At 63.6% G+C, this 26321-nt stretch carries 25 protein-coding genes; 18 read left to right on the top strand and 7 right to left on the bottom strand.

The genetic code is table 11. From position 1 onward, the window contains the following. On the bottom strand, positions 1 to 1577 hold a 1577-nt coding region (gene hrpB, locus NKH06_RS21430), incomplete at its 3' end, for an ATP-dependent helicase HrpB (protein WP_352893897.1). A gap of 47 nt (positions 1578 to 1624) precedes the next feature. Beyond that, the gene (locus NKH06_RS21425) at positions 1625 to 2515 is read right to left on the bottom strand and encodes a DMT family transporter (protein WP_023811623.1); all 891 of its coding nucleotides are present in this window, start codon (positions 2513 to 2515) and stop codon (positions 1625 to 1627) included. Between the two features lie 28 nt (positions 2516 to 2543). Here NKH06_RS21425 and NKH06_RS21420 point away from each other — a divergent pair, with 28 nt between their 5' ends. From NKH06_RS21420 to NKH06_RS21350, 15 genes are all read left to right on the top strand, one after another. Continuing rightward, positions 2544 to 3233: a PIG-L deacetylase family protein gene (locus NKH06_RS21420; protein WP_023811622.1), complete on the top strand. Its 690-nt coding sequence runs from the start codon at positions 2544 to 2546 to the stop codon at positions 3231 to 3233. Positions 3234 to 3510: 277 nt separating this feature from the next. Continuing rightward, entirely contained in the window at positions 3511 to 4842 is a 1332-nt protein-coding gene (locus tag NKH06_RS21415; protein WP_023811621.1) for an ABC transporter substrate-binding protein, read from the top strand. A gap of 112 nt (positions 4843 to 4954) precedes the next feature. Continuing rightward, on the top strand, positions 4955 to 5902 hold the full coding sequence (locus NKH06_RS21410) for a carbohydrate ABC transporter permease (RefSeq protein WP_502914503.1): 948 nt from the start codon (positions 4955 to 4957) through the stop codon (positions 5900 to 5902). Then, positions 5899 to 6849, top strand: coding sequence for a carbohydrate ABC transporter permease (locus NKH06_RS21405; RefSeq protein ID WP_023811619.1), 951 nt, complete (start codon positions 5899 to 5901; stop codon positions 6847 to 6849). The genes NKH06_RS21410 and NKH06_RS21405 overlap by 4 nt, the downstream gene beginning before the upstream one ends. After that, positions 6846 to 7052 carry a hypothetical protein gene (locus NKH06_RS21400; RefSeq protein ID WP_031213400.1) on the top strand — a complete coding sequence of 69 codons (207 nt, stop codon included), beginning with the start codon at positions 6846 to 6848 and terminating at the stop codon, positions 7050 to 7052. Before NKH06_RS21405 ends, NKH06_RS21400 begins: the two co-directional genes overlap by 4 nt. 2 nt (positions 7053 to 7054) lie before the next feature. Beyond that, on the top strand, positions 7055 to 8167 hold the full coding sequence (locus tag NKH06_RS21395) for an ABC transporter ATP-binding protein (RefSeq protein WP_023811617.1): 1113 nt from the start codon (positions 7055 to 7057) through the stop codon (positions 8165 to 8167). Further along, complete coding sequence (locus NKH06_RS21390; protein WP_352893894.1) at positions 8160 to 9173, top strand: ABC transporter ATP-binding protein; 1014 nt, start codon at positions 8160 to 8162, stop codon at positions 9171 to 9173. Before NKH06_RS21395 ends, NKH06_RS21390 begins: the two co-directional genes overlap by 8 nt. 55 nt (positions 9174 to 9228) lie before the next feature. Continuing rightward, positions 9229 to 10872: a dihydroxyacetone kinase subunit DhaK gene (locus NKH06_RS21385; RefSeq protein ID WP_023811615.1), complete on the top strand. Its 1644-nt coding sequence runs from the start codon at positions 9229 to 9231 to the stop codon at positions 10870 to 10872. Positions 10873 to 10944: 72 nt separating this feature from the next. After that, complete coding sequence (gene dhaL, locus NKH06_RS21380; protein ID WP_352893892.1) at positions 10945 to 11547, top strand: dihydroxyacetone kinase subunit DhaL; 603 nt, start codon at positions 10945 to 10947, stop codon at positions 11545 to 11547. Further along, entirely contained in the window at positions 11544 to 11933 is a 390-nt protein-coding gene (dhaM, locus tag NKH06_RS21375; RefSeq protein WP_013528085.1) for a dihydroxyacetone kinase phosphoryl donor subunit DhaM, read from the top strand. The genes dhaL and dhaM overlap by 4 nt, the downstream gene beginning before the upstream one ends. 21 nt (positions 11934 to 11954) lie before the next feature. Further along, positions 11955 to 12257: an HPr family phosphocarrier protein gene (locus tag NKH06_RS21370; RefSeq protein WP_023811613.1), complete on the top strand. Its 303-nt coding sequence runs from the start codon at positions 11955 to 11957 to the stop codon at positions 12255 to 12257. Further along, entirely contained in the window at positions 12241 to 13827 is a 1587-nt protein-coding gene (gene ptsP / locus NKH06_RS21365; protein WP_352893890.1) for a phosphoenolpyruvate--protein phosphotransferase, read from the top strand. The genes NKH06_RS21370 and ptsP overlap by 17 nt, the downstream gene beginning before the upstream one ends. 11 nt (positions 13828 to 13838) lie before the next feature. Continuing rightward, positions 13839 to 14261 carry a hypothetical protein gene (locus tag NKH06_RS21360; protein ID WP_128302874.1) on the top strand — a complete coding sequence of 141 codons (423 nt, stop codon included), beginning with the start codon at positions 13839 to 13841 and terminating at the stop codon, positions 14259 to 14261. Positions 14262 to 14349: 88 nt separating this feature from the next. Next, complete coding sequence (gene dhaK, locus NKH06_RS21355) at positions 14350 to 15336, top strand: dihydroxyacetone kinase subunit DhaK (protein WP_352893888.1); 987 nt, start codon at positions 14350 to 14352, stop codon at positions 15334 to 15336. Between the two features lie 63 nt (positions 15337 to 15399). Continuing rightward, the gene (locus NKH06_RS21350; RefSeq protein ID WP_023811609.1) at positions 15400 to 16419 is read left to right on the top strand and encodes a nucleotidyltransferase family protein; all 1020 of its coding nucleotides are present in this window, start codon (positions 15400 to 15402) and stop codon (positions 16417 to 16419) included. A 7-nt stretch (positions 16420 to 16426) separates the two neighbouring features. On the opposite strand, the gene NKH06_RS21345 is transcribed toward NKH06_RS21350, so the two are convergent. The 4 genes from NKH06_RS21345 to NKH06_RS21330 form a co-directional block, all read right to left on the bottom strand. After that, positions 16427 to 17404, bottom strand: a complete 978-nt coding sequence (locus NKH06_RS21345; protein WP_023811608.1) for a phosphoenolpyruvate carboxykinase (ATP) — start codon at positions 17402 to 17404, stop codon at positions 16427 to 16429. Next, on the bottom strand, positions 17401 to 17835 hold the full coding sequence (locus NKH06_RS21340; protein ID WP_023811607.1) for a lasso peptide biosynthesis B2 protein: 435 nt from the start codon (positions 17833 to 17835) through the stop codon (positions 17401 to 17403). The genes NKH06_RS21345 and NKH06_RS21340 overlap by 4 nt, the downstream gene beginning before the upstream one ends. After that, positions 17835 to 18320, bottom strand: coding sequence for a PqqD family protein (locus tag NKH06_RS21335; RefSeq protein WP_352893886.1), 486 nt, complete (start codon positions 18318 to 18320; stop codon positions 17835 to 17837). The genes NKH06_RS21340 and NKH06_RS21335 overlap by 1 nt, the downstream gene beginning before the upstream one ends. A 244-nt stretch (positions 18321 to 18564) precedes the next feature. Beyond that, a complete protein-coding gene (locus tag NKH06_RS21330) occupies positions 18565 to 19347 on the bottom strand; it encodes a DUF2259 domain-containing protein (RefSeq protein WP_031213397.1) in 783 nt (260 codons plus the stop codon). Between the two features lie 209 nt (positions 19348 to 19556). Between NKH06_RS21330 and NKH06_RS21325 the strand changes: the two genes are divergently transcribed. From NKH06_RS21325 to NKH06_RS21315, 3 genes are all read left to right on the top strand, one after another. Continuing rightward, positions 19557 to 21464: a propionyl-CoA synthetase gene (locus NKH06_RS21325; RefSeq protein WP_352893884.1), complete on the top strand. Its 1908-nt coding sequence runs from the start codon at positions 19557 to 19559 to the stop codon at positions 21462 to 21464. A gap of 115 nt (positions 21465 to 21579) precedes the next feature. After that, complete coding sequence (locus NKH06_RS21320) at positions 21580 to 22662, top strand: acyltransferase family protein (RefSeq protein WP_127289908.1); 1083 nt, start codon at positions 21580 to 21582, stop codon at positions 22660 to 22662. Between the two features lie 236 nt (positions 22663 to 22898). Continuing rightward, positions 22899 to 23657, top strand: a complete 759-nt coding sequence (locus tag NKH06_RS21315; RefSeq protein ID WP_023811603.1) for a metallophosphoesterase family protein — start codon at positions 22899 to 22901, stop codon at positions 23655 to 23657. 74 nt (positions 23658 to 23731) lie between these two features. On the opposite strand, the gene NKH06_RS21310 is transcribed toward NKH06_RS21315, so the two are convergent. Then, positions 23732 to 26119, bottom strand: a complete 2388-nt coding sequence (locus NKH06_RS21310; protein WP_023811602.1) for a polysaccharide biosynthesis tyrosine autokinase — start codon at positions 26117 to 26119, stop codon at positions 23732 to 23734. Between the last annotated feature and the right edge of the window lie 202 nt (positions 26120 to 26321).

Below are 26321 nucleotides of genomic sequence, written 5' to 3'. Positions count from 1 at the left end.
TAAACCCCCCCTGGCGGGGGGGGGGGGCCCCCCCGCGCCCCCCCCCCCCCCCGCTCCGCTTCGCGGATCGACCCTCCCCACAAGGGGGAGGGTGAAGAGGTGCCGGCCTGCCGCGCCAGCCGTTCGGCGAGCTGCTTGGCGGCGGTAGCGCGCGGAGATCTTTCCCCACGAAAGCGCATCAGCCGTCGCTCCAGATCGGCGCCGTCGCCACCAAGACCGCGTTCGGTGAGCAGCACCGCAAGCATCGCCGCCTCGAAGGCATGGCCGCTGCCGGCTGCCTCGGCAACCATGTGCGCCAACCGCACCGGCAGAGCGAGCTTGCGCATCGCTGCACCCGCCTCCGTCAGGCGGCCCGTCTCGTCGATGGCATCCAGCGCGCGCAGCAGTGCCCTTGCCTCACTAAGGGCCGGAACAGGCGGCGGATCGAGAAAGGCGAGCCCTGCCGGATCGGCAACGCCAAAGGCAGCGCAATCGAGCAGCAGTCCGGACAGATCGGCCTCGAGGATTTCCGGCGGCGTGAAAGTGGGAAGTGCAGCCGTCTGCTCCGCCCGCCACAGCCGGATGGCGACGCCAGCCTGCGTGCGCCCGGCACGGCCGGCGCGCTGGTCGGCGGAAGCCTTGCTGACACGCACGGTTTCCAGCCGGGTGAGGCCGCTGGCCGGCTCATAGCGCGGCAGGCGCGACAGGCCGGAATCGATGACGACGCGCACACCGTCGATGGTGATCGAGGTTTCGGCGATCGAGGTGGCCAGCACCACCTTGCGGCGGCCTGAAGGCGCCGGCTTGATCGCGGCGTCCTGCGCCTTGCCGTCGAGCATGCCGTAGAGCGGCACGATGTCGGTTTCAGTGCCGACCTTGCCGGCCAGCCGCTCGGCGGTTCGCTCGATCTCGCGTTGGCCGGGCAGGAAGGCAAGCACGCTGCCGATCTCGTCGGCAAGGGCTGTGCGGATCGCCTTGGCCATCGCGTCCTCGATGGCAATGCCGGTAGGGCGCTCGTCGTAGCGGATGTCGACAGGAAAGGCGCGCCCCTCGCTCTCGATCACCGGCGCACCCGACAGCAGTTTCGCGACCCGCGCGCCGTCGAGCGTTGCCGACATCACAGCCAAGCGCAGGTCCGGCCGCAGCGCACCCTGCACGTCGAGCGCCAGTGCGAGCCCAAAATCACCATCGAGCGAACGCTCGTGGAATTCGTCGAAAATGACAGCCGAAACGCCGGGCAATTCGGGATCGTCGAGGATCATGCGCGCCAGCACGCCTTCGGTGACGACTACGATCCTGGTCTTTGCCGAAATGCGGTTTTCCATGCGCATGGCATAGCCGACGGTGGCGCCAGGTTCCTCACCAAGCAATTCAGCCATCCGGCGGGCGGCGGCGCGGGCGGCGAGGCGGCGCGGTTCAAGCAGGATGATCTTGCCGGCGCCGAGCCAAGGCGCGTCAAGCAGCGCCAGCGGCACCAGCGTCGTCTTGCCGGCGCCCGGCGGCGCCACCAGCACGGCGCTGTTGCCATGGCCGAGCGCTTCCCTCAGCGCCGGCAGCACGGCAGATACAGGAAGCTCCGGCAGGGGTTTTGTGGTCATGGCGCCCGCATATCAGCGGTTGTGGCCACGGCGCAACCAGAGACGGTTCAAAGCCGGGTGCGCGAAAACGGGTTCCAGCGCACGGTGCCCAGCCGCGCTTCCTCCCGCACCATGGTCAACAGGCCGGCGCCGCCAACGACCGCCAGACCAACCAGCGACAGCCCGTCCGGATATTCCTGGAAGAACAACGCGCCGAGGACCACCGCCCAGGCGATCTGCGAATAATGCGTCGGCGCAACGCGGTTGGCGGGCGCGTATTTCATGGCCAGCAGTTGAAGGAATTGTCCACCTGCGGTGAAGGCTCCGGCCATTGCCAGCCACAGCAACTGCTTTCCGCTGGGAACAGTGAAGGCGGTGGCGGCGGCACCGATGCCGTTGAACAGCAGGCCGCAACCGACCAGCACGCCGAGCATGGTGGTGCGCTTTTCCTGCTGCGCCAGCGAGCGCATCAGGATGACGCTGATGGCGGCGAGGAAGGCAACGCCGAAGGCGGCAAGATGGCCGAGATTGAGCTCGCGAAAGCCAGGCCGCACCACCAGCATGACACCGGCAAAACCGGCGACCACCGCCAGCCAGCGCCAGGGGCCGACCTTCTCCTTGAGGATCACCGTGGAGAGGATGGTGACGCAGAGCGGCGCCAGGAAGATCAGCGCATAGGACTCGGCCAGCGGAATGGTGGTGAAGGCGTAGACGCTGAGCACGCCGGAAGCGATACCCGCCCAGGCGCGCGCCTGCACCGCCCATGGCCTTTTGGTGCGCCAGAAATCGCGCCAGCGTTCGCCCGCAGGTCGCGTGAAGAATAGGAAGAAGCCCGCGAACAAGGTTATGAAAAAGCCGATCTCGAAGATCGTGAGCTGACCGCCCAGGCTTTTGACAACGGCATCGCTGCCCGAATAGCTTGCGTAGGCGATCAGGGCGAGCAGGATTCCGTTCGTCACGTTGTTCCAGTTCCGGGGAGAGAGTGATTTGAAAATCCTAGCGCTCGGTGCGCATCCGGACGACATCGAGATCTTCATGTTCGGTACGATGGCCGCCTATGCCGCGCAAGGCGCAGAGCTCACTTTTGCCATGGCCACGGATGGTGCCAGGGGCGGCACGAGTGATCCCGCTGTTCTCGCTCGTGTCCGTCGCGATGAAGCAACGGCCGCGGCTGCGCTGGTAGGCGCAATGCCACGCTTCCTCGACTTCCCGGACGGCGAGTTGGTGGCCGATGCAGCGCTGATCGGAGCTCTGAAAGCACTGATTGGTCAAACCGGCCCGGATCTGGTGATCACGCATGCGCCCAACGACTATCACGCCGACCATCGCGCGCTGTCGGACGGCGTGCGCATCGCGGCGTCTTTCGCCGTCCCGGTGCTGCATGCCGACACGATGGGCGGCACCGGTTTTTCGCCGACGCACTACGTCGACATTTCCGGGTATGCCGACGTCAAAGCTGAGGCGATCCGAATGCATCAGTCGCAGGATCCCGACCGCTTCGTCGACATCGCGCGGACACAGAACGCCTTTCGCGCCGGCCAGTGCAACAGCGCGCAAGGCTCATCGGCCGAAGCGTTCCGTTTCGAACCGTCGTTCCCGTTCGCCGATATCCGCGCGCTGCTGCCGCCGGCGCCGCCAATCCGCAAGGTGATGGTGAGCACCAGAAGGGTGGATTGAAAACCAAGGCTGCCCCACGTCCTGGTCAGAATCGGCCTGAAGAGCTTCGGTAGGCCGACCAGCGACCCGCGCTTTTCCCAAGGTTTTCAGACATCGCCATAAGCATGCTGCGGCGCAGCAACGAATTCGCTTGCCTTGTTTAGTAAAAATTGCATCACTAAACAAATTACTAAACATCCGCAGCGTGACCGCGCCGCCATGTTTGGGCCCCTGAGGAGAGGGGTTGAGGGCTTTTTGAAACCGTCATCCGGGCGCGTTTCGCAAATGGGAGGAAGTCATGAAATCGAGCTTGAAACTGGCGTTGGGACTGACCTCGGCGATCACAGCGTCGACAGCCGTCTCGAATGTCGCGCACGCTGAAGACCTGACGCTGTGCTGGGCCGCTTGGGACCCGGCCAACGCGCTTGTCGAACTGTCCAAGGATTTTACCAAGGAAACCGGCATCGGCATGAAATTCGAGTTCGTGCCGTGGACCAATTATGCAGACCGTTTCCTCAACGAGCTGAATTCGCACGGCAAATTGTGCGACCTGATCATCGGCGACAGCCAGTGGATCGGCGGTTCGGCCGAGAACGGCCACTATGTCAAGCTGAACGACTTCTTCGACAAGGAGAAGATCAGCATGGACGACTTCGTGCCGGCAACCGTCGTCGGCTATTCGGAATGGCCGAAGAACACGCCGAACTACTGGGCGCTGCCAGCCATGGGCGACGTCGTCGGCTGGACCTATCGCAAGGACTGGTTCTCCAAGCCGGAGCTGCAGAAGGAATTCAAGGAGAAGTACGGCTGGGATCTCGGTCCGCCGACCACCTTCGACCAGTTGAAGCAGGTCGCCGAGTTCTTCCAGAAGCGCGAGATTGACGGCAAGACCGTCTACGGCGCCTCGATCTATACCGAGCGCGGCTCGGAAGGCATCACCATGGGCGCCATGGACGTGCTCTACAGCTACGGCTTCCAGTACGAAAACCCGAAGAAGCCCTACGAGATGGAAGGCTTCGTCAACTCCGACAAGTCGGTGAAGGGCCTGGAATTCTACAAGGCGCTTTATGATTGCTGTACCCCTCCGGGCGCGTCGAACAGCTACATGGGCGAAGGCGTCGATGCCTTCAAATCCGGCCAGGTGGCGATGCACATGAACTTCGCCTTCACATGGCCGGGCCTGCAGAAGGACGAGAATGTCGGCGGCGACAAGATCGGCTACTTCGTCAACCCGAAGGGTCCCGACGGTGAGCAGTTCGCCCAGCTCGGCGGCCAGGGCATCTCGGTAGTGTCCTATTCCGACAAGCAGGAGGCGGCGCTGAAATACATCAAGTGGTTCGCCAACAAGGACGTGCAGGCCAAATGGTGGTCCCTCGGCGGCTATTCCTGCCTCAACGCGGTGGTCAAGGATCCGAAGTTCCCGGCCAGCCAGCCCTACGCGCAGACCTTCCTCGACTCGATGGCCATCGTGAAGGACTTCTGGGCCGAGCCGAGCTACGCACCGCTGCTGCAGGCTTCGCAGAAACGCTTCCATGACTATGTCGTGGCCGGCCAGGGCTCGGCCAAGGATGCGCTCGACGGCCTGGTCAAGGACTGGACGCAGGTCTTCCAGGACGACGGCAAGATGTAACCCCGGCTCCTCCCGAGCTAGGGCCCTAGCGTCCCGTGCCGCCCTTGGCACGGGACGCAGTTCAGATAAATTCCATGACAGAGACGACCAAGTGACCGAAGCAGGACTCACCATGCTCAATCGGACTGCGGAGAACGTTGCCCGGGCGACCCCGGAACCGTTGGCCGGCAAGGTCCGGGGCATCAGCGACAAGGGCCTCGCCTGGCTGTTCATCTCGCCGACGATCCTGTTGCTGCTGGCCATCAACATCTTTCCGCTGTTCTGGGCGATCTATCTGTCGTTCACCAACTACCGGGCCAACCGGCCGAACGAGGTGGTGAAGAATCTCGGCTTCGCCAACTACCAGCGCATCCTCGGCGACAAGGATATCTGGATCGCCATGCAGACGACGGCGCATTTCGTGTTCTGGACCATCCTGTTGCAGACGCTGATCGGCTTCACGCTGGCCTGGCTGATCGACAGGAAGTTTCGCGGCCATGCCTTCTGGACGACGCTGATCCTGGTGCCGATGATGCTGTCGCCGGCGGTGGTCGGCAATTTCTGGCGCTTCCTCTACGAGCCGCAGATCGGCCTGTTCGCCTACGCCATCTCCTTCGTCACGAGGATCCCGCCAACCGATATCCAGATGCTCTCCAACGTGTCGCTGGCGCCGTGGTCGATCATCATCGTCGACACGTGGATGTGGACGCCCTACGTGATGCTGATCTGCCTCGCCGGCTTACGCTCGATCCCCGAATACATCTACGAGGCGGCCGAGGTCGACCGCGCCTCCAACTGGCGGCAATTCTGGTCGATCACGCTGCCGATAGCGCTGCCCTTCATCATGCTGGCTGTGCTGTTTCGCGGCATCGAGAACTTCAAGATGTTCGACATGGTCAATCTGTTGACCGGCGGCGGGCCGGGCTCGACCACCGAGGTCGCCTCGATAACGCTGAAGCGGCAGGCCTTCGAGAGCTGGCGCACGGGCTATTCCTCTGCCTTCGCCATCATTCTTTTCGTGGCGGTGTTCGGCCTTGCCAACATCTACGTCAAGGCGCTCAACAAGGTGAAGCAGAGATGAGCCTGACCACTGCCCACTCGGTCGTCGCACCGTCCACGAATTCGAAGCGCATCGCCGGCACGATCATCGTGCTCTACGCGCTGATCTCGATCGTGCCGCTGCTGTGGATCTTCGCCACCAGCTTCAAGACGCCGCCGGATTCGATCGCCTATCCGCCCAAGATCCTGTTCCAGCCCAGCCTCGAAGGCTACTGCAATCTGTTCACGACGCGGACGCGGCAGACGCCGGAATACATCAACTCGCTGGGTCCCGCGACGGGCTTCTGCGACGAGACCACGCGCAAGCGCAACATGGTGATCGCCGGCCCGTCCAACTTCCTGCCGCGCTTCGTCAATTCGCTGATCATCGCCTTCGGTTCGACCTTCTGCGCCGTGTTCCTCGGCACGCTGTCTGCCTATGGCTTCTCGCGCTTCAAGGTGCCGCTCGCCGACGACCTTTTGTTCTTCATCCTGTCGACGCGCTTCATGCCGCCGATCGCTGTCGCCATTCCGATCTACCTGATGTACCGCGAGCTTGGCTTGTCGGACACGGCGCTCGGCATGATCCTGCTCTACACGGCAGTCAATGTGTCGCTGGCTGTATGGCTGCTGAAAGGCTTCATCGATGAGATCCCGCGCGAATATGAGGAGGCGGCGATGATCGACGGCTATACGCGGCTGCAGGCCTTCTGGCGCACAGTGCTGCCGCAGGCGACGACCGGCATTGCCGCGACCGCCATCTTCTGCCTGATCTTCGCCTGGAACGAGTATGCGTTCGCGGCACTCCTGACTTCCGGCACCGCGCAGACTGCGCCGCCCTTCATCCCGACCATCATCGGCGAAGGCGGCCAGGACTGGCCGGCGGTGGCGGCAGGCACGACGATCTTCCTGGTGCCGATCCTGGTCTTCACCATTCTGCTTCGCAAGCAATTGCTGCGCGGCATCACCTTCGGTGCGGTGCGCAAATGAGCATGACCAAGCCACAGAAAAGCAAATCGCGCTGGCCGGTCTGGGCGAGGCGCGGGCTGATGGAAAACATCGCGACGGCACTAATCGCCATCGGCTTCCTGATGCTGTTCCAGCCCTTCGCGCTGTCGCTCTACACCTATTCCTTCATCACCATGCTCGCCGGCACCGTGATGTTCATCATCGTCTCGAAATTCCCGGAATAATCATGGCCGAAATTCGCGTCCAGCACCTGAGAAAGGCCTTCGGCGATTTCGTCGCCGTGCAGGATTCCAACTTCGTCGTCGAGGATGGCGAGTTCTTCGTCATGCTCGGCCCGTCGGGCTGCGGCAAAACGACGACCTTGCGCATGATCGCGGGGCTCGAATTGCCGACCGGCGGCCAGATCCTGCTCGGCGGCGACGACGTCACCATGCTGCGGGCCCGCGAGCGCGACATCGCCTTCGTCTTCCAGCTCTTCGCGCTCTATCCGCACATGAATGTGCGCAAGAACATCGGCTTCCCGCTCCTGGCGCAAGGCATGCCTTCGGCCGAAATCCGCACCCGTGTCGAGGAGACGGCGAAGCTGCTGCGCATCGACCATCTGCTCAACAAATCCGTCTCCGGCCTGGCCGGCGGCGACCGCCAGCGCGTCGCGCTCGGCCGCGCCATCGTGCGGCGGCCAAAATGCTTCCTGATGGATGAGCCGCTCGGCACGCTCGACACCGAATTCCGCGATCTGATGGTCCGCGAGCTGCGCGAGCTGCACAACCGCATCCACGCCACGACGGTCTATGTCACGCACGACCAGATGGAAGCGATGTCGATGGCCGACAAGATCGCGGTGATGAACCATGGTGTCATCGAACAATTCGGAAGCCCACGCGAAATCTACGACCGCCCGGCGACCATGTTCGTCGCCGACTTCATCGGCTCGCCGCCGATGAACTTTCTGGGATTTGGCGGCGGACTCGCCAAGGGCGCCAGGGAGATCATCGTGCAAGGTGCAAAGGTGGCGGTGCCGGAGGTGCGCGAGGACATCGCACCGAGCGACATGGCGCTCGGCATCCGCCCGGAGCACATACGCTTCGACGACGCCTCCAAGCTGCGTGGCGCCATCTATGGCACCGAATATCTCGGCACCACGCAGATCGTCGCGGTGGAGACGGCGGACGGCATCATCAAGGCGCGCGTGCCGGCTGAAATCCGGCTCTCGACCGGCGATCATGTCGGCCTGACGCTGAGCAGCGCGCGGCTGTCGCTGTTCGAGAAGGGGTCCGGCCGCGCGGTGAGAACCGCGATCCACGATGTCGCCTCGGAGCGGAGGGCCCAGCATGGCTGAGGTGCACATCAAGAACGTGACCAAGAGTTTCGGCGACCATGTCGCCGTCGACGGCCTCGACCTGCACATAGCAGATGGTGAATTCGTCGTGCTGCTCGGGCCGACCGGGGCCGGCAAGACGACGACGCTGCGGCTCATCGCCGGGTTGGAACGGCCGGATACCGGCACGATCGAGATCGGCGGACACAATGCCACGACACTGTCGCCGGCGGAGCGCGACACGGCTTTTGTGTTCCAACAATATTCGCTCTATCCGCATCTGTCGGTGTTCGACAATCTCGCCTTCCCGCTGCGCTCACCGGCCCGAAAGATGCCGGAAGAGCAGATCCGCCGCCGGGTCGAGGAGGTGGCCAGGATGGTGCGCATCCATCACAAGCTCGCCAATCGCTCGACCAAGCTTTCGGGCGGCGAAATGCAGCGCGTTGCCATCGGCCGGGCGCTGGTGCGCAAGCCTTCGATCTACCTGATGGACGAGCCGCTGTCGTCGCTCGATGCCAAGCTGCGCGGCGATCTCAGGCTCGAGCTGAAGCGCATCCAGACCGAACTCGGCGCCACCATGCTCTACGTTACCCATGATCAGATCGAGGCGATGACGATGGCAGACCGCATCGGCATCCTCGCTGAGGGCGTGCTGGTGCAGATCGGCTCGCCGCGAACCATTTATTCCGAGCCGGCAAACCTGCATGTCGCGGCAAGGCTCGGCCAACCGGCTATCAATCTTCTGCCGACGGGGTTGCTGCCCGACGGCGGCGCGCCGGCCGGCACCAAGACGATCGGCGCACGCACCGAACATCTGACGATCGAGAAGGCGGCGAATGGCCATGCCGATGGCGTCGTCGACTGGGTCGAGCATCTCGGCGACCAGAACCATCTGCATGTGACGGTGGGGACCAAGAAACTGGTGACGCTGACCGATCCCGACACGGATCTGGCGCAGGGCGACAAAGTGGTGATCCGCTACCGGGCGCCGCTGTATTTCGGCGCCGACGGACAGCGATTGATGTGAGCGGTTTTCGGTGATTCAGCACCGGTTTTGACTTTGCCAGTACGGGACGAATTCGATGAAGCACTTTTTCAACCGCAGGGAAACGATCGTCACCGAGGCGCTCGACGGCCTGTTAAGGACCATCGGCTCCGGCGATCTCGCGCGCCTCGACGGCTATCCCGAGATCAAGGTCATCCTGCGCACCGACTGGGACAGGACGAAAGTCAGCGTCGTCTCCGGCGGCGGGGCCGGGCACGAACCGTCCCATGCCGGCTTCGTCGGCAAGGGCATGCTGACGGCGGCGGTTTCGGGCGAGATCTTTGCCTCGCCAAGCGTTGAGGCGGTGCTGGCAGCGATTCGCGCGGTCACCGGTTCGGCCGGCTGCCTGCTGATCGTCAAGAACTACACCGGCGACCGTCTCAATTTCGGCCTCGCGGCAGAGAAGGCGCGCGCCGAGGGTTTTGCCGTCGAGATGGTGATCGTCGCCGACGACATCGCGCTGCCCGACATTGCCCAGCCGCGCGGCGTTGCCGGCACCTTGTTCGTCCACAAGATATCAGGCCACCTGTCGGAGACCGGGCACGATCTTGCCGATATAGCGGCTGTCGCGCGAGCGGCAGCGAAGGACGTTGTTTCGCTCGGCATGTCGCTGTCGTCCTGCTCGATTCCCGGCCAGCCGCACGAAGACAGGTTCGGCGAGAACGATGGTGAACTCGGCCTCGGCATTCATGGCGAGCCGGGCGTTGAGCGGATTGCGGTGCAGAGCGCCGACAGGCTGGTGGCGATCATGGCGGCGCGCCTAGCGGCACGGCTTGATCCCAAGGCCGGCCACGCCTTGCTGATCAATAATCTCGGTTCGGTGCCGCCGCTCGAAATGTCCGTTATCGCCAACGCAGTGCTTGCATCGCCGCTGGCCAAAACCATCAAGCTGGCGATCGGCCCGGGCCCGCTGATGACGGCGCTCAACATGAACGGCTTCTCGCTGTCGCTGATCCGGCTCGACCCCGCGCGCGAGACGGCCTTGCAGGCGCCGGTCGGTCCGCACGCCTGGATGCCGGCAAAGCCGGTTGTGCCGCCTGCCGTCGTGCCGATGGCGAAAGCGGCCGGACAGAGCGCGGCACGCAAGCCCAGCCAGGATGCACGGACCCGCTCTCTTCTCGTCACCATCTGCGAACGGCTGATCGCGCTGGAAACCACGTTGAACGGGCTCGACGCCAAGGCGGGCGACGGCGACACGGGCTCGACGGTGGCGACCGGCGCGCGCAGCATCCTCGAGCGGCTTGATGCGCTGCCGCTTGCCGAGCCGGCGGCGACCCTTGGCGCGATGGGCGACATTCTGAGCGCCTCGATGGGCGGCTCCAGCGGCGTGCTGCTGTCGATCTTCTTCACGGCGGCGGCGCAGGCTCTGGATAGCGGCGCGAGCTTGGCCAAGGCGCTGCTTGCCGGCCTTGAGCGGATGACCTTTTATGGCGGCGCAAGGATGGGGGATCGTACAATGGTCGATGCCCTGGAGCCTGCCCTCAGAGCGCTCGATGCCAAGAGCCTGGACGAAGCGGCTATCGCGGCTCGCCATGGTGCCGAGGCCACCGCTGCCATGGACAGGGCAAAATCCGGGCGGTCCGCCTATGTCGGCAGCAAGCTGCAAGGCGTGGCCGACCCCGGCGCCTATGCAGTGGCCGAGGTTTTCGCGGCGGCGGCCGCGCTCCACGAAGCGGCCTGATTCATGCTCCAGTTGTCGAATGAGCGTTCTTTCGATACTGCGGGCGGCATGGAAACCGGGAATGCGGGTGACATGGCGGCATTGAACCTTGCCCGGCTGATCGCGGCCGCTGCGGATACCATTGCCGCTCACGCCGAGGAGTTGACGGCGCTCGACCAGGCGATCGGCGACGGCGACCACGGGCTGAACATGAAGCGCGGCTTCGAGGCCGTGCGCTCCGAAGCCGAAGCATTTTCGGCCAAACCGCTGCCCGATGCCCTGAAGGCGATCGGCACCAAGCTGGTGATGACGGTCGGCGGCGCCTCCGGCCCGCTGTTCGGCACCCTGTTCCTGGCGCTCGGCAAGGAGATTTCAGCGGTGCCTGATCGGACCAATCTGACGGCGGCGTTCGGCAAAGCGATCGAAGCGGTGGCCGCGCGGGGCAAATCGCAGATTGGACAAAAAACCATGCTCGACGTGCTGCAGCCGGTGCATGACGCGCTGCTGCAGGGAAAGACAGCTCTTGAAATCGCCGATATCGCCGACGCCGCGGCCGAGGCGACCGTGCCTATGAAAGCCTTGCGTGGCCGCGCCTCGTTCCTTGGCGACCGCTCGATCGGCCACATGGATGCCGGTGCACGTTCGACCGCGCTTCTGGTGCGCACGATCGTCGAGACGCTGGAAGGTCAGCCATGAGCAATGTCGGCATCGTCATCGTTTCGCATTCGCCGCTGGTTGCCGAGGGCACGGCCGACATGGTGCGGCAGATGGTGGGCGACGAAGTGCCGCTTGCATGGTGTGGCGGAAACGGCCATGGCGGGCTCGGCACCAATGTCGAAGCGATCATGGGCGCCATCGACAAGGCCTGGTCGGAAGCCGGTGTCGCCATTCTGGTCGATCTCGGCGGCGCCGAGACCAACTCGGAAATGGCGGTGGAGATGATCGGCGAGCCACGCTCGCACAAGATCATCGTCTGCAACGCGCCGATCGTCGAAGGCGCGGTGATGGCGGCGACCGAGGCCTCAGGCGGCGCCTCGCTCAGGGAAGTGGTGGCGACGGCGCACGAATTGTCGCCGTCGTGAGTGAACGGGAAGCTTGAAGACATGTCCGCATCCGCCGAAGCGACCGTTGTCGTCACCCACGAGGTGGGCCTGCACGCGCGTCCTTCGGTGAAGTTCACCAAGCTGGCCAAGACTTTCGCCGCCGAGGTGGAAATAGCGCTGGCCGCCAACGGGCCATGGTTCGACGCCAAGAGCATCGTCAAGGTGATGGCGGCCAAGGCGCCGAAAGGCACGCTGCTGCATATCAGGGCCAGCGGCGACGGCGCCGATGATGCCGTCGATGCGCTGGTCGAGCTGGTGCGCCGCGATTTCGACGAAGGCACGGACCATGTCCGAACCGCTTAGGCTGCAAGGCATTTCGGCCTCGGCCGGCTATGCCGAAGGGCCGCTGTTCGATCTCGACCAGACTGTCGGCTCCTATGTCGGCAAAGAAACGGCCGACGACGAGAAGGCGGCGCTCGAAACCGCAATCGCCATCGCGGCGGGCCGCCTCACCGCATTGATAGACGCGGCTGAAGGCGACGCCGCCGACATCCTCGAGTTCCAGATCGCCATGCTGGAAGATGATGCGCTGAGCAGCCCGGCCTTTGCCGCTATCCACGCCGGCCAGCCGGCCGATCAGGCATGGCGGCAGGCGCTCGACGCCGAAATCGCCGGCTACGATGCTTCCGACCAGGATTACTTTCGCGCACGTGCCGCCGACATACGCGACATCAGGGATCAGGTGCTGCGGGCACTGACCGAGGCTGGTGACGTCCAGGTTCCAGCCGGCGCCATTCTCTACGGCGAGGACATCGCGCCGACGCGCTTTCTCGAATCCGACTGGAGCAGCGGCGGCGGCATCGCGCTGAAGGCGGGCAGCACAGCCAGCCACGTCGCCATGCTGGCGCGCTCGCGCGGCGTGCCCATGATAGTCGGGCTTGGTGCTTTGCCGGCTCACTTTGCCGGCATTGCACTGCTCGATGCCGAACATGGCGGCATCGTGCTGTTGCCGTCCAAGGCTGAAATCGACGCCTTCCGCCAATTGTCTTCGTCGTTCACGGTGCGCCGCGACCAAGCCGGGACTTTCCTGGCGCGGCCGGCGGCGACCAGGACCGGCACGCCGGTACGCGTGCAGGTCAACATCGCCGACCCGTCCGAAGTCGACGGCATCGACATCGCCACCTGCGACGGTGTCGGCCTGATGCGCACCGAATTCCTGTTCGGCAAGTCGCTGCCGGATGAGGAGACGCAGTATCGCGCCTACCGCAAGGTGCTGGAGTGGGCCGGCGACAAGCCGGTGACGATCCGCACCGTCGATGCCGGCGGCGACAAGCCGGTGCCAGGCTTCACGGTCGACGAGAGCAATCCGTTCCTCGGCCAACGCGGAATCAGGCTGTCGCTGGCAAGACCGGAGGTGTTTCGTGTACAGATCCGTGCGCTGCTGCGCGCCGCCGTGCATGGCAGTCTGAAAGTGATGTTCCCGATGATCGCCATTGTTGAGGAATACAGGCAGGCAGCGGCGATGTTCGCCGAGGAGCAGGCGGTGCTTGCCACGCGCGGCATCGCGCACAAGATGCCGCCGCTTGGCATCATGGTCGAGGTGCCTTCGGTGGCGATCGTGCCGGAAGCCTTTACTGATGCCGCCTTCTTCTCGATCGGCTCCAATGACCTCACCCAGTATGTCATGGCGGCTGCCCGCGATAACGCTGCCGTGGCGCATCTCAATTCGGTCCGTCATCCAGCCGTGCTGCGGCTGATCGCTGCCGTGACCGCGTTTGGCGAACGAGAAAAAATACCGGTCAGCCTGTGCGGCGATGCCGGCGGCGATCCCGCCTCGATACCGTCACTGCTCGAGGCCGGCCTGCGCGATCTTTCCGTCGCTCCGGCGCAACTCGCCATGGCCAAGGCAGCCATCGCGGACGTTTCTGTCTAGGCGCGGCTGGCATGGTCGACATCAAACCCGAACCTGGCTCCGAGGAGGCGATCCGCGCCTACAAGACGATCCTGTCGCACGTCATCGACCAGCGCCCATCCGGCATGCGCCAGCGCCTTGCCGATGCGCTTGGCAAGCACCGCAGCTTCGTCACGCAGATTTCCAGCCCGGCCTATTCGATCCCGATTCCGTCAAAACATTTGCCGGCTATCTTTTCGGTGTGCCATTTCAGCCCGGCCGAGCGTGACCAGTTTCTCGCCGCCTACCATCAGGCGCATCCGGGAAAAATGTCGATCGCATCAGGCATGCGCAAGACGCGGCATGTCTCGCTGATCGTGCCGGATTTCGGCGACGACAAGCAGAACGCCGCGCTCGACAAAGCGGTAAACGACTTCATCCAGAAGATCACCAGCATCACTGGCAAGGGTAGCTGATCGAACGCTTTGTTTTACGCAATTCCGGAAAAACGCGACACACTTTTCCTGGAATTGTTTGGAAGGCCTATTTCGGGAGGAGACGATCGTGAAGAAGTTCATGAACTCGGTGGACACGGTGCTGACCGAGAGCCTCGACGGATTCGTGGTCGCCCATGCCGACATCCTGGTGCTTGGCGACGCGCACAAATTCATCCGGCGCAAGACCTTGCGGCCGGGCAAGGTGGCGCTGATCTCGGGCGGCGGCTCCGGCCACGAGCCGCTGCATGGCGGCTTTGTCGGTCACGGCATGCTGGACGCCGCCTGCCCCGGCCAGGTGTTCACCTCGCCGACACCGGACCAGATGCTGGCGGCGGCGCAAGCCGTCGACACCGGCGCCGGCTGCCTGTTCATCGTCAAGAACTATGAGGGCGACGTGATGAACTTCGACATGGCGGCCGAGATGTCGGAAGGCGTCCAGCAGATCGTGACCAATGACGATGTCGCCGTCGAGAATTCTTCTTATACGACGGGCCGGCGTGGCGTCGCCGGCACGCTGGTGGTGGAAAAGATCGTCGGCGCGGCGGCCGAACATGGCCTGGCGCTGGCGCCGTTGAAGGCGCTGGGCGACCGCGTCAACACGGCAACCCGCTCGATGGGCGTGGCGCTGACAAGTTGTACCGTGCCGGCGGCGGGCAAGCCGACTTTCGATATCGGCGATGGCGAGATGGAGTTCGGCGTCGGCATCCATGGCGAGCCCGGCCGCCGGCGCGACACGTTGAAAAGCGCCGATGCGATCGCGCAGGAGATCTGTGCCACGATCCTGGGCGATCTCGGGGACAGGGCGAAGGGTCCGGCGCTGCTGTTCGTCAACGGCTTCGGCGGCACGCCGCTGATGGAACTCTATCTGATGTACAACAGCGCACGGCTGATCTTCGAGAAGCGTGGCGTGACGGTGGCCCGTTCGCTGGTCGGCTGCTACGTCACTTCGCTCGACATGGCCGGCTGCTCGATCACGCTGACCATGCTCGACGACGAGACGACCGGATTTTGGGATGCGCCGGTACACACGGCAGCGCTGCGCTGGGGTATGTAAAGCTGGCTTCCACCCTGCTTTTCTGCAACATCTTTCCCTTCAATCGCAACATTGTCCGGGTTGATGCTGCCACCGCTTACCCCTGCCGAAGAAAAGCTGCTGCTGCGCTACGCAGATCCGGAAGCGCCGACTGTCGACGTCGATAATTTGTCGGCAAAGACGCTGATGTCGCTGCTCGACAACGCCGAATTCCATGGCGTCCTGCCGATCATGCTGCGCAAGCTCAGCGGCGACGCGCAACTGCCATCGGATCAGGAGTTGGGAGACAAACTGGAGGACCTGCGCCAGAAAGCGACGATCGCCACCGGCCAGTCGATGCTGTTGAAGTATCATGGCGACCGCATCATGAAGGGACTGGCGGCGGACAATATTCCGGCGCGGATCGTCAAGGGGCCGGCCTTCGCGCGAAAGCTCTACCGCAACGTCGCCGACAGGCCGTTCACCGATATCGACATCCTCGTCGAACCCGCCAATCTGGCCAGGGCAAACCGGGTGATCGCGGCATGCGGCTTCGAGCTTGGCAGCAACGAGGCCGAATCCTACGAATTGCAGGAATTCAAATGGCTCGAAAAGGAGAATTCCAGCCTGCTGGTCGAACTGCATGGCGACCTCGTGCATGACACCGGCATGCGGCGGCGCCTGTCGCTGGGTTTCCCAGAATTGCGCGCCATTGACGGCGACGCGACCGACACGCCGGCGGCTCTTCTGACGATCGCCATCGTTCACGCCGCCGGCGGCCACAAATTCCACCGGCTGCAGCTTTGCGTCGACGTGCTGCAAGGGGTGCGGGCGCTGCAGTCGCCGGAAGCGGAAACATGCCTGTTCGATGCTGCCCGCATGACCGGCATCGAACTCGAACTGGCTGTTGTGCTCGATGTGACGGGCCAATTGTTCAAGGAGAGCCGAGCGCTTGAACTCGCCGCCCGGATCAAGCCCGATCTCTCGATACGGCTGGCCAAGCGGTTGATCACCACGAATACGCTGCTCGGCGTCAATTCCAGGGACAGACTGGGCTCGCGCCTGCGCCGCGACGCCTTCCGGTGGATCCAGAGATTGGCCAAGGCCAGGCCGCAAGTAGCCTGACTTGACGTCAATCCAGGGTGGCGCTGATCAGCGCCGCAGCGTCAGCCGGGCGCGCGCCCACCTCCAGCCGGAAGGTCGGCACCGCATTGACCAGCCCGCCGATGGTCGCCAGCCGGCGCTTCTGCATGGGCAGCAGCCCGGTCATGCCCGTGCGGACATTGTCCACTGCCAGCGCCACCATTGCGTCGGTCCCGGCCATGGCGACGAGCCGGGTCTGGCTGTCGGCGGAACGCGCCAGGTGCAGGAGGGCCGCCACCGGCCGGGCGGTCGCGTTTTCGACCCGAACGATCCCACTCAGCCTTTCAAGCGGGACGGGCTGTTCGCTGTTGCGATCCCACGTCTGGCCAAGGCATCGCGCCACCTGCGGGATCATTTCGGCAGTCTTCTGGTGGATTTTTACGGCGCGCGGCAAGCCCCAGGCGACGACCTTGCCAGAAGCGACATTCAGGATCATGGCGTCGTCGGAGCAGAGGCCAAAGCCCTGTGTTGCCAGCGCGAGCGACGTCGTGGTCTTGCCGGTGCCGCTCGGAGCATGGATCAGCACCACCGCATCGCTGTCCGGCAACGTCAAGCCGGCAGTGTGCAGCATATGCTGGCCACCGGCGTCGAGCGCGGCGTCGAGCACCAGCATTGCCGGTGTCCACGCGGCTTTCGCGCCAGGGCGGATCCGGAGTTCGGCCCAGCCCGCCACGCCATTGATGGCAACGGTCTGACGCTCGGGAAAGACCAGATGGATGATACCACCATCCTCGATCATCCGGCAGTGACCATCCTCCGGCACCTCGCCATCGAAGACGAGGGATCCGTTGGGTGCCTCGTCCAAGGTGACTGTCTCGGCGATCTCGAGACGAAAGTCCGGCTCGACGGGTTCCGCGATACGCAGGCTGCCCAGCATCCGGTCGAAATCCTGCCACAGCTCGGGGCGCTCGGCCGATATGCCAAGGATCAGGCCGTTGAGGCCATAGCAGGCTGAAGGTCTGGTCAAGCGGGGCGCGCCTTTACGGCATCGGCATGATGACGATAGATTTCGACCATGCCGGGAAGCTTGTCGCTGACCACCGGCCTGCCATCGAGGCAGACCCAGCAATGCGCTGCCAGGCGCTGCGCTTGCATCGACTGCGGATCGACGCCGAAGCGCAGGTCCGGATCGAAACCGGCTAGGCGCAGGAAACGATGACCTAGCAGACCCTCCCTCAGGCACCTGCGGTCACGCATCAGCCAGGGATGGCGGACGGCGCGGTTGACACTCGCGACGATGTAGGCGGACGGCAGACCGCGATAGGGCGTCGACGAGGCGAGCGGCGCCCATTTGAGCACCTCCTCGAAGCTCCGGTTGGTGACAAGGACCGGCATCAGCCGCGCGCTTGCCCAGAGATGGCAGCGAAACAGAGCGCGCAGGAGCGGGCCGTCAGCCATCAAGCACCTGGCGCGGCGAGGATACCTTCAGAGATCAGATCCGTGGCCAGTGCCGCCATGTCCTGATCGAGCGTCCCCTTGTCAACCTCGAACTCCTCGCAAAGCAGGTCGACGATCTGGTCGAGGTTGCGCGCGCCGTCCACCTTGTCGAGAAAGGCTTCGGTCGTGCCGTTGCATGTATAAAGCTGGCCGCTGCGCGCCAAAAGCACGACTGCGCCATCGCCCACATGCTGCACGGAGGCATCCTCTGCTAGCCGCAGAACGGTTCCAGAGACTATTTCCACCACGCCCCTCCAAGCCACGCTCATCCCGGAAATCAGATAGCGCGGAGGTGGAGCGCTGTCTATCAGCCGATCATGGGAGCCCAGTGCACGGGACCAACGGCTTTGCTGACAGATTCTCCGTGCCAGTCGCGTTAGAACCTGCTCGGTTGCGTCTTCCCGGCCGCATTCGTCCCAGAAATAGTCATCGATGAAATGTGACAAGCAGCGGGCCGGCCGGCAGCGGACGTTGCATTTCTTCCCCTAAGTAAGGTAAAACCTGTCCGGGTATTGGGGAGATAGCGTATGCGTTACAATTGGGAGCGAGCTCCGACGAGCTTTGAACGTCACAGAAAAGCGCTGGCTACAGCCATTTTGATCGCTGGCGGCATTGGCCTCATGCTTGTGGCCCTGCCGATCTAGAAACAACCTTCAGACACAGCGGCTGCCGGCGCCTGGGCGCAACCTCTCAGCGTGGCTGCCCGGTCACTGCAAGGAAGCGACGATCGCGCCCCTCGAAACCCTGGCTGAAACGCTGCACGAGCACGACGATCACCGCCGGCTTGCCGGCCGGGGTGAATTGGTAGGATTCCGACAGGCTGTAGGAGGTCGGGCAGTTTCTTGAGCCCGGCACGGTCTTGTCCTCGTGCAGGATCTTGATCGGCTTGCCATCCTGGCCTTGGAGCGTCAGCCGGAAGCCGAGCGCCTTGCCTGCCTTCTCACCTTGAAGTGGCTTTTCCCCTTGAAGTGCCTGGTCGCCTTGCTGCGTCGCATCGAAACTCGCCGAACAATCGGTCGCGCTGGCCGCCAGGATTTCGTCGAGCTGGATGGTCGAAATGCCTGTTTCGCCATGGAGCGGCGCCAGCCATTTCCGCGACACCTGTTCGAGGCGGGAGATGTCGTTGTAGGCAACCATTTCGCCCGGGAAGGTAAACTTGTCGGAAGCGGCCTGCTCGGCCACAGATGTGATCGCATATTGGGCGAGAACGGGCGCTGCCTGAGCGGCGGCCTGCGCCCTCGCCTGCTCCAGGGTCAGTGTCGCTTCCTCCGTCTCGTCGACGACGAGGATCGGCTTGCCGCCAACCACCTGATCCGTACGGGTATCGATGATATCGATCTGCGACCAGCCGGAGTCCGAGACACCGGCGTCGAGCGTTCCATATTGCTCGAAGGCGAAATAAGCGCCATCCGGCGAAAAGCCGATGATGTGCCGTGCCGCGGCATCGCCGGCTTCAGCGGTTCCGGTGGACATAGCAAGTAGGGCGCCCGTGACCGATGATTGCGCAAAGCGCCCGATGAACCGCACAGCAGCAAACATCACCAACCCCAATCCTGTCTCGCAATTCATAGCTGCTTGCCCCCAAGCGCCAGGTCGATGCCGTCGCCACAATGGCGTGGATTTGCGGCCAAGGTTAGAGCGCGCTATCTGGAAGGAAGAAAACATTTCCCGGGGAGGTACGGATGGCTTCACGCTATCACGAGGTCTATGAAGGCTGGAAGCGCGACCCGGAGCGCTTCTGGGCGGACGCGGCTAGCGGCATCGACTGGTATTCGCCCTGGGACAAGGTGTTCGACGCCGCGGCCGGCGTCTATGGCCGCTGGTTCACCGGCGCCACCTGCAACACCTGCTACAACGCCATCGACCGCCATGTCGCGGGCGGGCGCGCCGATCAGATCGCGCTGATCCATGACAGCGCCATCACAGGAATGGTCAGGAAGTTCACCTATGCCGAGCTGAAGCGCGAGGTGGTTGCACTCACCTCTGTGCTGAAGAATCGCGGCATCGGCAAGGGCGACCGCGTCATCATCTACATGCCGATGGTGGCCGAGGCGGCCATCGCCATGCTCGCCTGCGCCCGCATCGGCGCGGTGCATTCGGTGGTCTTCGGCGGCTTTGCCTCGCATGAGCTTGCCACCCGCATCGACGATGCCAGGCCGAAGCTGATCATTTCGGCATCCTGCGGCCTGGAGCCGGGCCGCGTCGTTGCCTACAAGCCGTTGCTCGACAAGGCGATCGAGATCTCCCGCCACAAGCCGGACGCCTGCCTGATCCTGCAGCGCGACCAATTGCGCTGCGAGCTGAAGGAGCATTTCGACATCGACTACGCCGATGCCGTCGCCCGCGAGCGGGCCGCAGGCGCCAATGTCGATTGCGTGCCGGTGCTGGCCACCGATCCGCTCTACATCATCTACACGTCGGGCACGACCGGCCAGCCCAAGGGCATCGTGCGCGACAATGGCGGCCACATGGTCGCGCTGAAATGGACGATGGAAAACGAGTTCGGCGTCAAGCCGGGCGAGGTGTTCTGGGCGGCGTCCGATGTCGGCTGGGTGGTCGGCCATTCCTACATCGTCTACGGACCGCTGCTGCATGGCTGCACCAGCATCCTGTTCGAGGGCAAGCCTGTCGGCACGCCCGATGCCGGCACCTACTGGCGGGTGATAGCGGAGCATGGCGTGGTCGCGCTGTTCACCGCGCCGACCGCATTCCGCGCCATCAAGGGGCAGGACCCGAAGGGCGAGTTCATTGCCAAACACGACCTCTCGAAATTCCGCACGCTGTTTCTTGCCGGCGAGCGCGCCGACCCGGAAACCATCAAATGGGCGGAGCAGAAGCTAGGTGTGCCTGTGGTCGACCATTGGTGGCAAACCGAGACCGGCTCGCCGATGACGATCAATCCCGCCGGCCTTGGCCTGTTGCCGGTGAAATACGGCTCGCCCGGCGTGCCGATGCCCGGCTACGACATCCGCGTGCTCGACGATGCTGGCCATCAGGTGCCTCGCGGCACACTGGGCAATGTGGTGGTCAAACTGCCGCTGCCGGCCGGCTGCCTGCCGACGCTGTGGCATGCCGACGCACGGTTCCGCCAAGCCTATCTCGACGAGTTCCCCGGCTTCTACAAGACGGCGGATGCCGGTATGGTCGACGACGACGGCTATCTCTACGTCATGGCCCGCACCGACGACATCATCAATGTCGCCGGCCACCGGCTCTCCACCGGCGCCATGGAAGAGGTGCTTTCGGCCCATCCCGATGTCGCCGAATGCGCGGTCATCGGCATTGCCGACGCCATGAAGGGCCAGGTTCCGCTGGGCTTCGTGGTGTTGAATGCGGGTGTGACGCGGGACGTCGGCCTGATCGAGAATGAAGTGGTCGGCCTTGTGCGCGAACGCATCGGCCCGGTTGCCGCTTTCAAGACGGTGATGACGATCAAGCGCCTGCCCAAGACGCGTTCGGGCAAGATCCTGCGCGGCACCATGCAGAAGATCGCCGACAAGGAAGAATGGACCATGCCGGCGACGATCGACGATCCGATCATCCTCGAGGAGATCACCAAGGCCCTGAAGGACCGTGGGATCGGCCTTTGAGCGGCTGAAGGCTTTGGCTTGTCGAGGCCGCTTTTCGGATCGACGAGCAATCTTTTATTGTGCAACGCAGCAATGCGCCCTACAGTGCTTGCGGGGGGCCATCGACACAGGTCGCATGGCTCAAAAGAAGATTACATTTGGCGGCGTCGACATCCTGCGCTTTCTCGCCGCCGTCATGGTCATGGTCTACCACTATGGCTTCTGGGTGTGGGCGTATCCGGACGGTGTTTCGGCGCGCGCGACGGGCGGCGTTCCCCCGCAGCCGGCAATAGGCGCCTGGGTCGAATCCGGCTGGGTCGGCGTCCAGATCTTCTTCGTCATCAGCGGTTTCGTCATCGCCTTCAGCGCCGAAAGGTCGACACCCCTACAGTTTTTCGAAGCAAGGGTGAAACGGCTGGCGCCGGCGGTTTGGATCTGCGCACCGGTCACGGCGGTGGTGCTGCTGCTTGTCGGCCTCAGTTGGCCGACCGATGCCGTTATCAGGCTCCTACGCACCGGCCTGTTCGTTCCGTACGCGCCTTGGGTGGACAGCGTCTACTGGACGCTGGGCATCGAGATCGCCTTCTATGCTATCGTCTGGATCTTACTCAGCCTTGGCCGCTTCCATCTGATGGAGATTGTGGCCGTCGCCATCGGCTTGGTCAGCACGCTGTTCTGGTGCCTCTACTACCCGCTCGGCTGGGCCGATCTTGCCGAAACACGCACACTCGACCTGCTGCTGGTGCATCACGGCGTTTTCTTCGCCACCGGCGTCATGCTGTGGCTGATGCGCTTCAAGGCGGTGACAGGCGCCCGACTTGCCTTCTGCGCCCTGTTCCTGGCCGGTAGTGTGCTGCAGATCGCCAGCTCGGTCGACGTTCATATCCTGAAGGTCGGGCGGGATATGCCGTTCGCGCCGCCGATCCTCATCTTCCTCATCGGCATCGCGCTGATGGCATGGTCGCTGCGGCTCGACCTTTCCTGGAGCGGCTGGCGCCGGATCGGGCTGATGACCTATCCGCTCTACCTGCTGCACGATGTCGTCGGCGCGGCCCTGCTCGGCATCCTGGTCCGCGCCGGTCTGCCACATCTGTTCTCGATGGCGGTCGTCGGCGCGACGATGATCGCGGCAAGCTGGCTGGTGGCGATCGAGGCCGAACCACGCATCCGGCTGCTGCTCGACCACACCGTTTTCCGTTATCGGCTCAAGGCAGCCTGACGACGATCCGGCATTACCGGCCCAACGGCCGACGTAAAGCATGTCGCGCCTGAGCGGATTCAGGCTTTGTTTCCACACAGGCCGTTCTTCCAAAACCGAGCTCATTTTTGGGCGACATGCATTGGCGGTCCCAACCCGGCGTGGTTGCATTTTCCACGATTGCGGAATTCTCCGTTTCGGGCAAGATATCAGGCGCTTATGCCTTCCGCATGAGAGTTCGCCTCGAGACGCCGCACGTGACCCTGTTCCAGCGAAAACCCCGCATCGCGGCGCGTCCGCGCCTGGATATCGACATGCAGGATGCCGTTGTCTACGCGATCGGCGACGTGCATGGCTGCTACAAGGAACTCCGCGCCCTGGAGCAGAACATCCTGCTCGATTCGCTGCGCTTCCAGAGCCGCAAGATCATCGTCATGCTTGGCGACTACATCGACCGGGGGCTCCAGTCGGCGCGGGTGCTCGATCACCTTCTGGCGCCGGCGCCGAAAGGGTTTCAGCGCATTTGTCTTGCGGGCAACCACGAAGTGGCCATGCTGAACTATCTCGACGGACATTTGTCGCGCGAGCCCTGGCTGGCGACGGGCGGCCTGCAAACCCTGTTTTCCTACGGCATCGATCCGGCGCGCCTCACCAGCCTCTACGGGAGCAGCGCGCAGATCGACAGGCGCATAAGGGAGATCATTCCAGAGGATCACGTCAGCTTCCTACGCGGGCTGCCGATCATGGTCCGTTCGCGGAAGTTCGTGTTTGTCCACGCCGGCATCAGGCCCGGCGTCGACCTTGCGGCGCAAACCGACCACGACCTAATTACCATCCGTTCGGACTTCTTCGAGGCAACACACCTGCTCGACCGCTGGGTGGTGCACGGGCATACGCCGGTGGATGTCCCGAAGCTCGAAGGGCGCCGGCTCGGCATCGACACAGCCGCCTTCCAGAGCGGACGCCTGACCGCCGTCAGGATCGCCGACAAGCAAGGCAGGCTGATCTTCTCCTGACGCATCGATGTTCAGGTGTGCTGACCTGAAGATCGATACACCTCAAAGTGGCCCCACGCGCGCAATGACCGATGTCAGACCGGCGCCTTGCCGCGCACTTCCGACTTTTCCAGATAGTAGCTCGAATATTTATCGAAGAACTTTTCCGAGCCACCGAACGATCCGTATTTGGCCAGTTTCTTCAAATCGACCTTGTTCAGCACCGCGCCGACGATCTTGTTGGCGACATAGGGTTCGGATTCCAGCATCGACCTGACCATCGCGCGAGGCGTGCGCCCCCACTCGGTGACCAGGACAAACCCGTCGACCAAGGGGGCGAAGGCCTTGGCGTCGACCACCGGTCCGAGCGGCGGCAGATCGACGACGATGTATTCGAACGTCTCCTTGGCGTTCTCGATGAAGCGCCGCATGCCGGCCGAGGAGAGAAGTTCGCTGGTATGCGAGAAGTGACCGCGCAGCACCGCCGGGATGATCGCCAGCTTCGTCTGCCTGTCGATCTTGCCGACAGACTGCCAAGTCTGGCCGCTGACAACCGCTTCCATCAAACCCTGCTCGGCTTCCATGCCAAGGCCCCGGCTGAGGCCGGGATTGCGCAAGTCGCCGTCGATCAGCAGCGTCTTGGCGCCATTGGCGGCAAGCAAGCCCGCGAGATTTGCCGCGACCGTCGACTTGCCCTCGCCGGGAAGCACCGAGATAATGCCGATGACGCGGCTGCCTTGCCCTTCCATCACGACGTCGAAGGCGATCTTGGCGCTGCGCAGCGTTTCGGAGAACATCGAGGCTGGAGAATCGATGCTGACCCGCATACGCGCCCGCCTTTCGGCCGCCGACAGCGATTGAGTGGTCTTGGCGTCCACCTGGGTATCGCCCGGCTTTTCTTCCTTGCCGAGCTTGCCGCCGATCGTCGGCAGATAGCCGAGGAATTTCAGGTTGACGCGGTCGCGCACGTCCTCGCCGGTCCTGAAGAAGCGCTCGTTGAACTCGTTCAGCCCACCAAAGCCGGCGCCCATCAGCAGGCCAAGCACCAGCGAAAGTCCGAGCACGACGATGGTGCGCGGGCTTGACGCGGCAAACGGCATCGAGGCGTCCGAGATGATGCGGATTTTGCCGACCGGGAAGGATTGCTGCTGCGCGGCTTCCTCGTAACGACCCAGGAATGTCTGATAGAGCGTGGTGAGCGCCGTCGCCTGCTGATCGAGTTCACGCAGCTTGACTTGCGTCTGGTTGTCGACGGAACTCTTGCCTTGCGCGGCCGCGACGTTGGCCCTGAGCGCGGTCTCGCGTGCCTGCGCCACCTCATACTCGTTGCGATAGCTTTCGGTCAGCTGCTTCAGCTCGCCGAAAATCTGCGTCGATATGTCGGCCTTCTCCTTGGAGAGAGCCACCGCCTGCGGGTGCTCGGGGCCGAAATTCGCCTCGACGTCCTGCAGCCGCTTGGCCACTGTGAGGTAGCGGGTCTTGAGCGCCGATATGACCGAACTGCTTGGCTGGTCGCTCGATATGGCGGCATCCTTGAAGGCGTTTTCGGAGCCGCTGTCGACAATGGCCTTGTACTGCTGGTAGCGGGCGCTGGCGCGTGCGGTGTCGGCCTGCGCCACGATAAGCTGGGCGTTGAGGTCGGAAAGCTGCTTGTCGCTCATCAGCTGGCCATCGCTGTTGGCGGCCAGCCCATGTTCGGCCCTGAATTTCTCAACCGCGAGCGAAGCTGCCTGCGAACTCTGGCGCAGCTCCGTCAACCGGCCCTGCAGCCACACCGCAGCCCGCTCGGTGGCATCGAAGCTCGCATCGAGCTGATCGGCGAGATAGGCATCGGCATAGGCCTTGGTGATGGCGTTTGCCAAGGCCGGATCCGTCGCCTGATAGCCGAGCGCGATGACGTAGCTTCGGCCGACGCGTTCCGCCCGGATCTCGTTCTGCAGCTTGAGGATAGCGTAGTCGCGGCGCGACGTGGCGATCAGCGCATCGCGGGCGGCGGGGTCGAGCTTGCTGAAGTCGGCGCCACCCGGAAGGGAAGGGCTGGGGCGGACATACTGAATCACGCTGCGGATAAGGCCTATGCCTTGGGCAAGCGCCGACTGGGGCGGATTCATGAACGTGTCGTTCTGGTCGAGCTTCAGCTTGTCGACGACCACGGCGGCAAGCCGCGTCGAGGTCAGGATCTCGATCTGGCTCAGGATGGCGGAATCGGTCTGCATGGTTGTCGACGCCGCCGAGATATCGTCGACAATCTTGTTCAAGCCTTCGTCGATCAGCACGCTCGCGACCGACTGATATTTGGGCGGCGTTGTCTGCAAATAGAACAGGCCCAGGAAGAGACCGATGACGGCACACACGGCAACCACCTTGGCCTGCCGTGCGGCCATGCCAAGCAGCCGCTCGATATCGATGAAGTCTTCGCCGTCTCCTGCGTCCGAATTCGGCAATGGCATCCTCTTGTCGAGAGGAAAATTGGCATAATTCATCTTCGGTCCAATTCTAGAGCCGGTCCGTCGCAATGGGCTCTATCTCACTGTTTCAACATGATCTTTTCCGGAAACCGGGACCCACTTTCCGGGATCATGCCTTGGCTTGCAGGCGCCTCGAAGATCGGGAGCATCGCCAGAAGCGAAGCAAGCGTCGTGCCAGACGGCGAGAACCTGCCGGCCCCTCTTCGCCAGCCATCTG

Source organism: Mesorhizobium sp. M1342 (assembly GCF_040317955.1).
In the GTDB taxonomy this organism is placed as follows: Bacteria; Pseudomonadota; Alphaproteobacteria; order Rhizobiales; family Rhizobiaceae; genus Mesorhizobium.
This window is presented reverse-complemented; position numbering and strand designations above follow the sequence as displayed.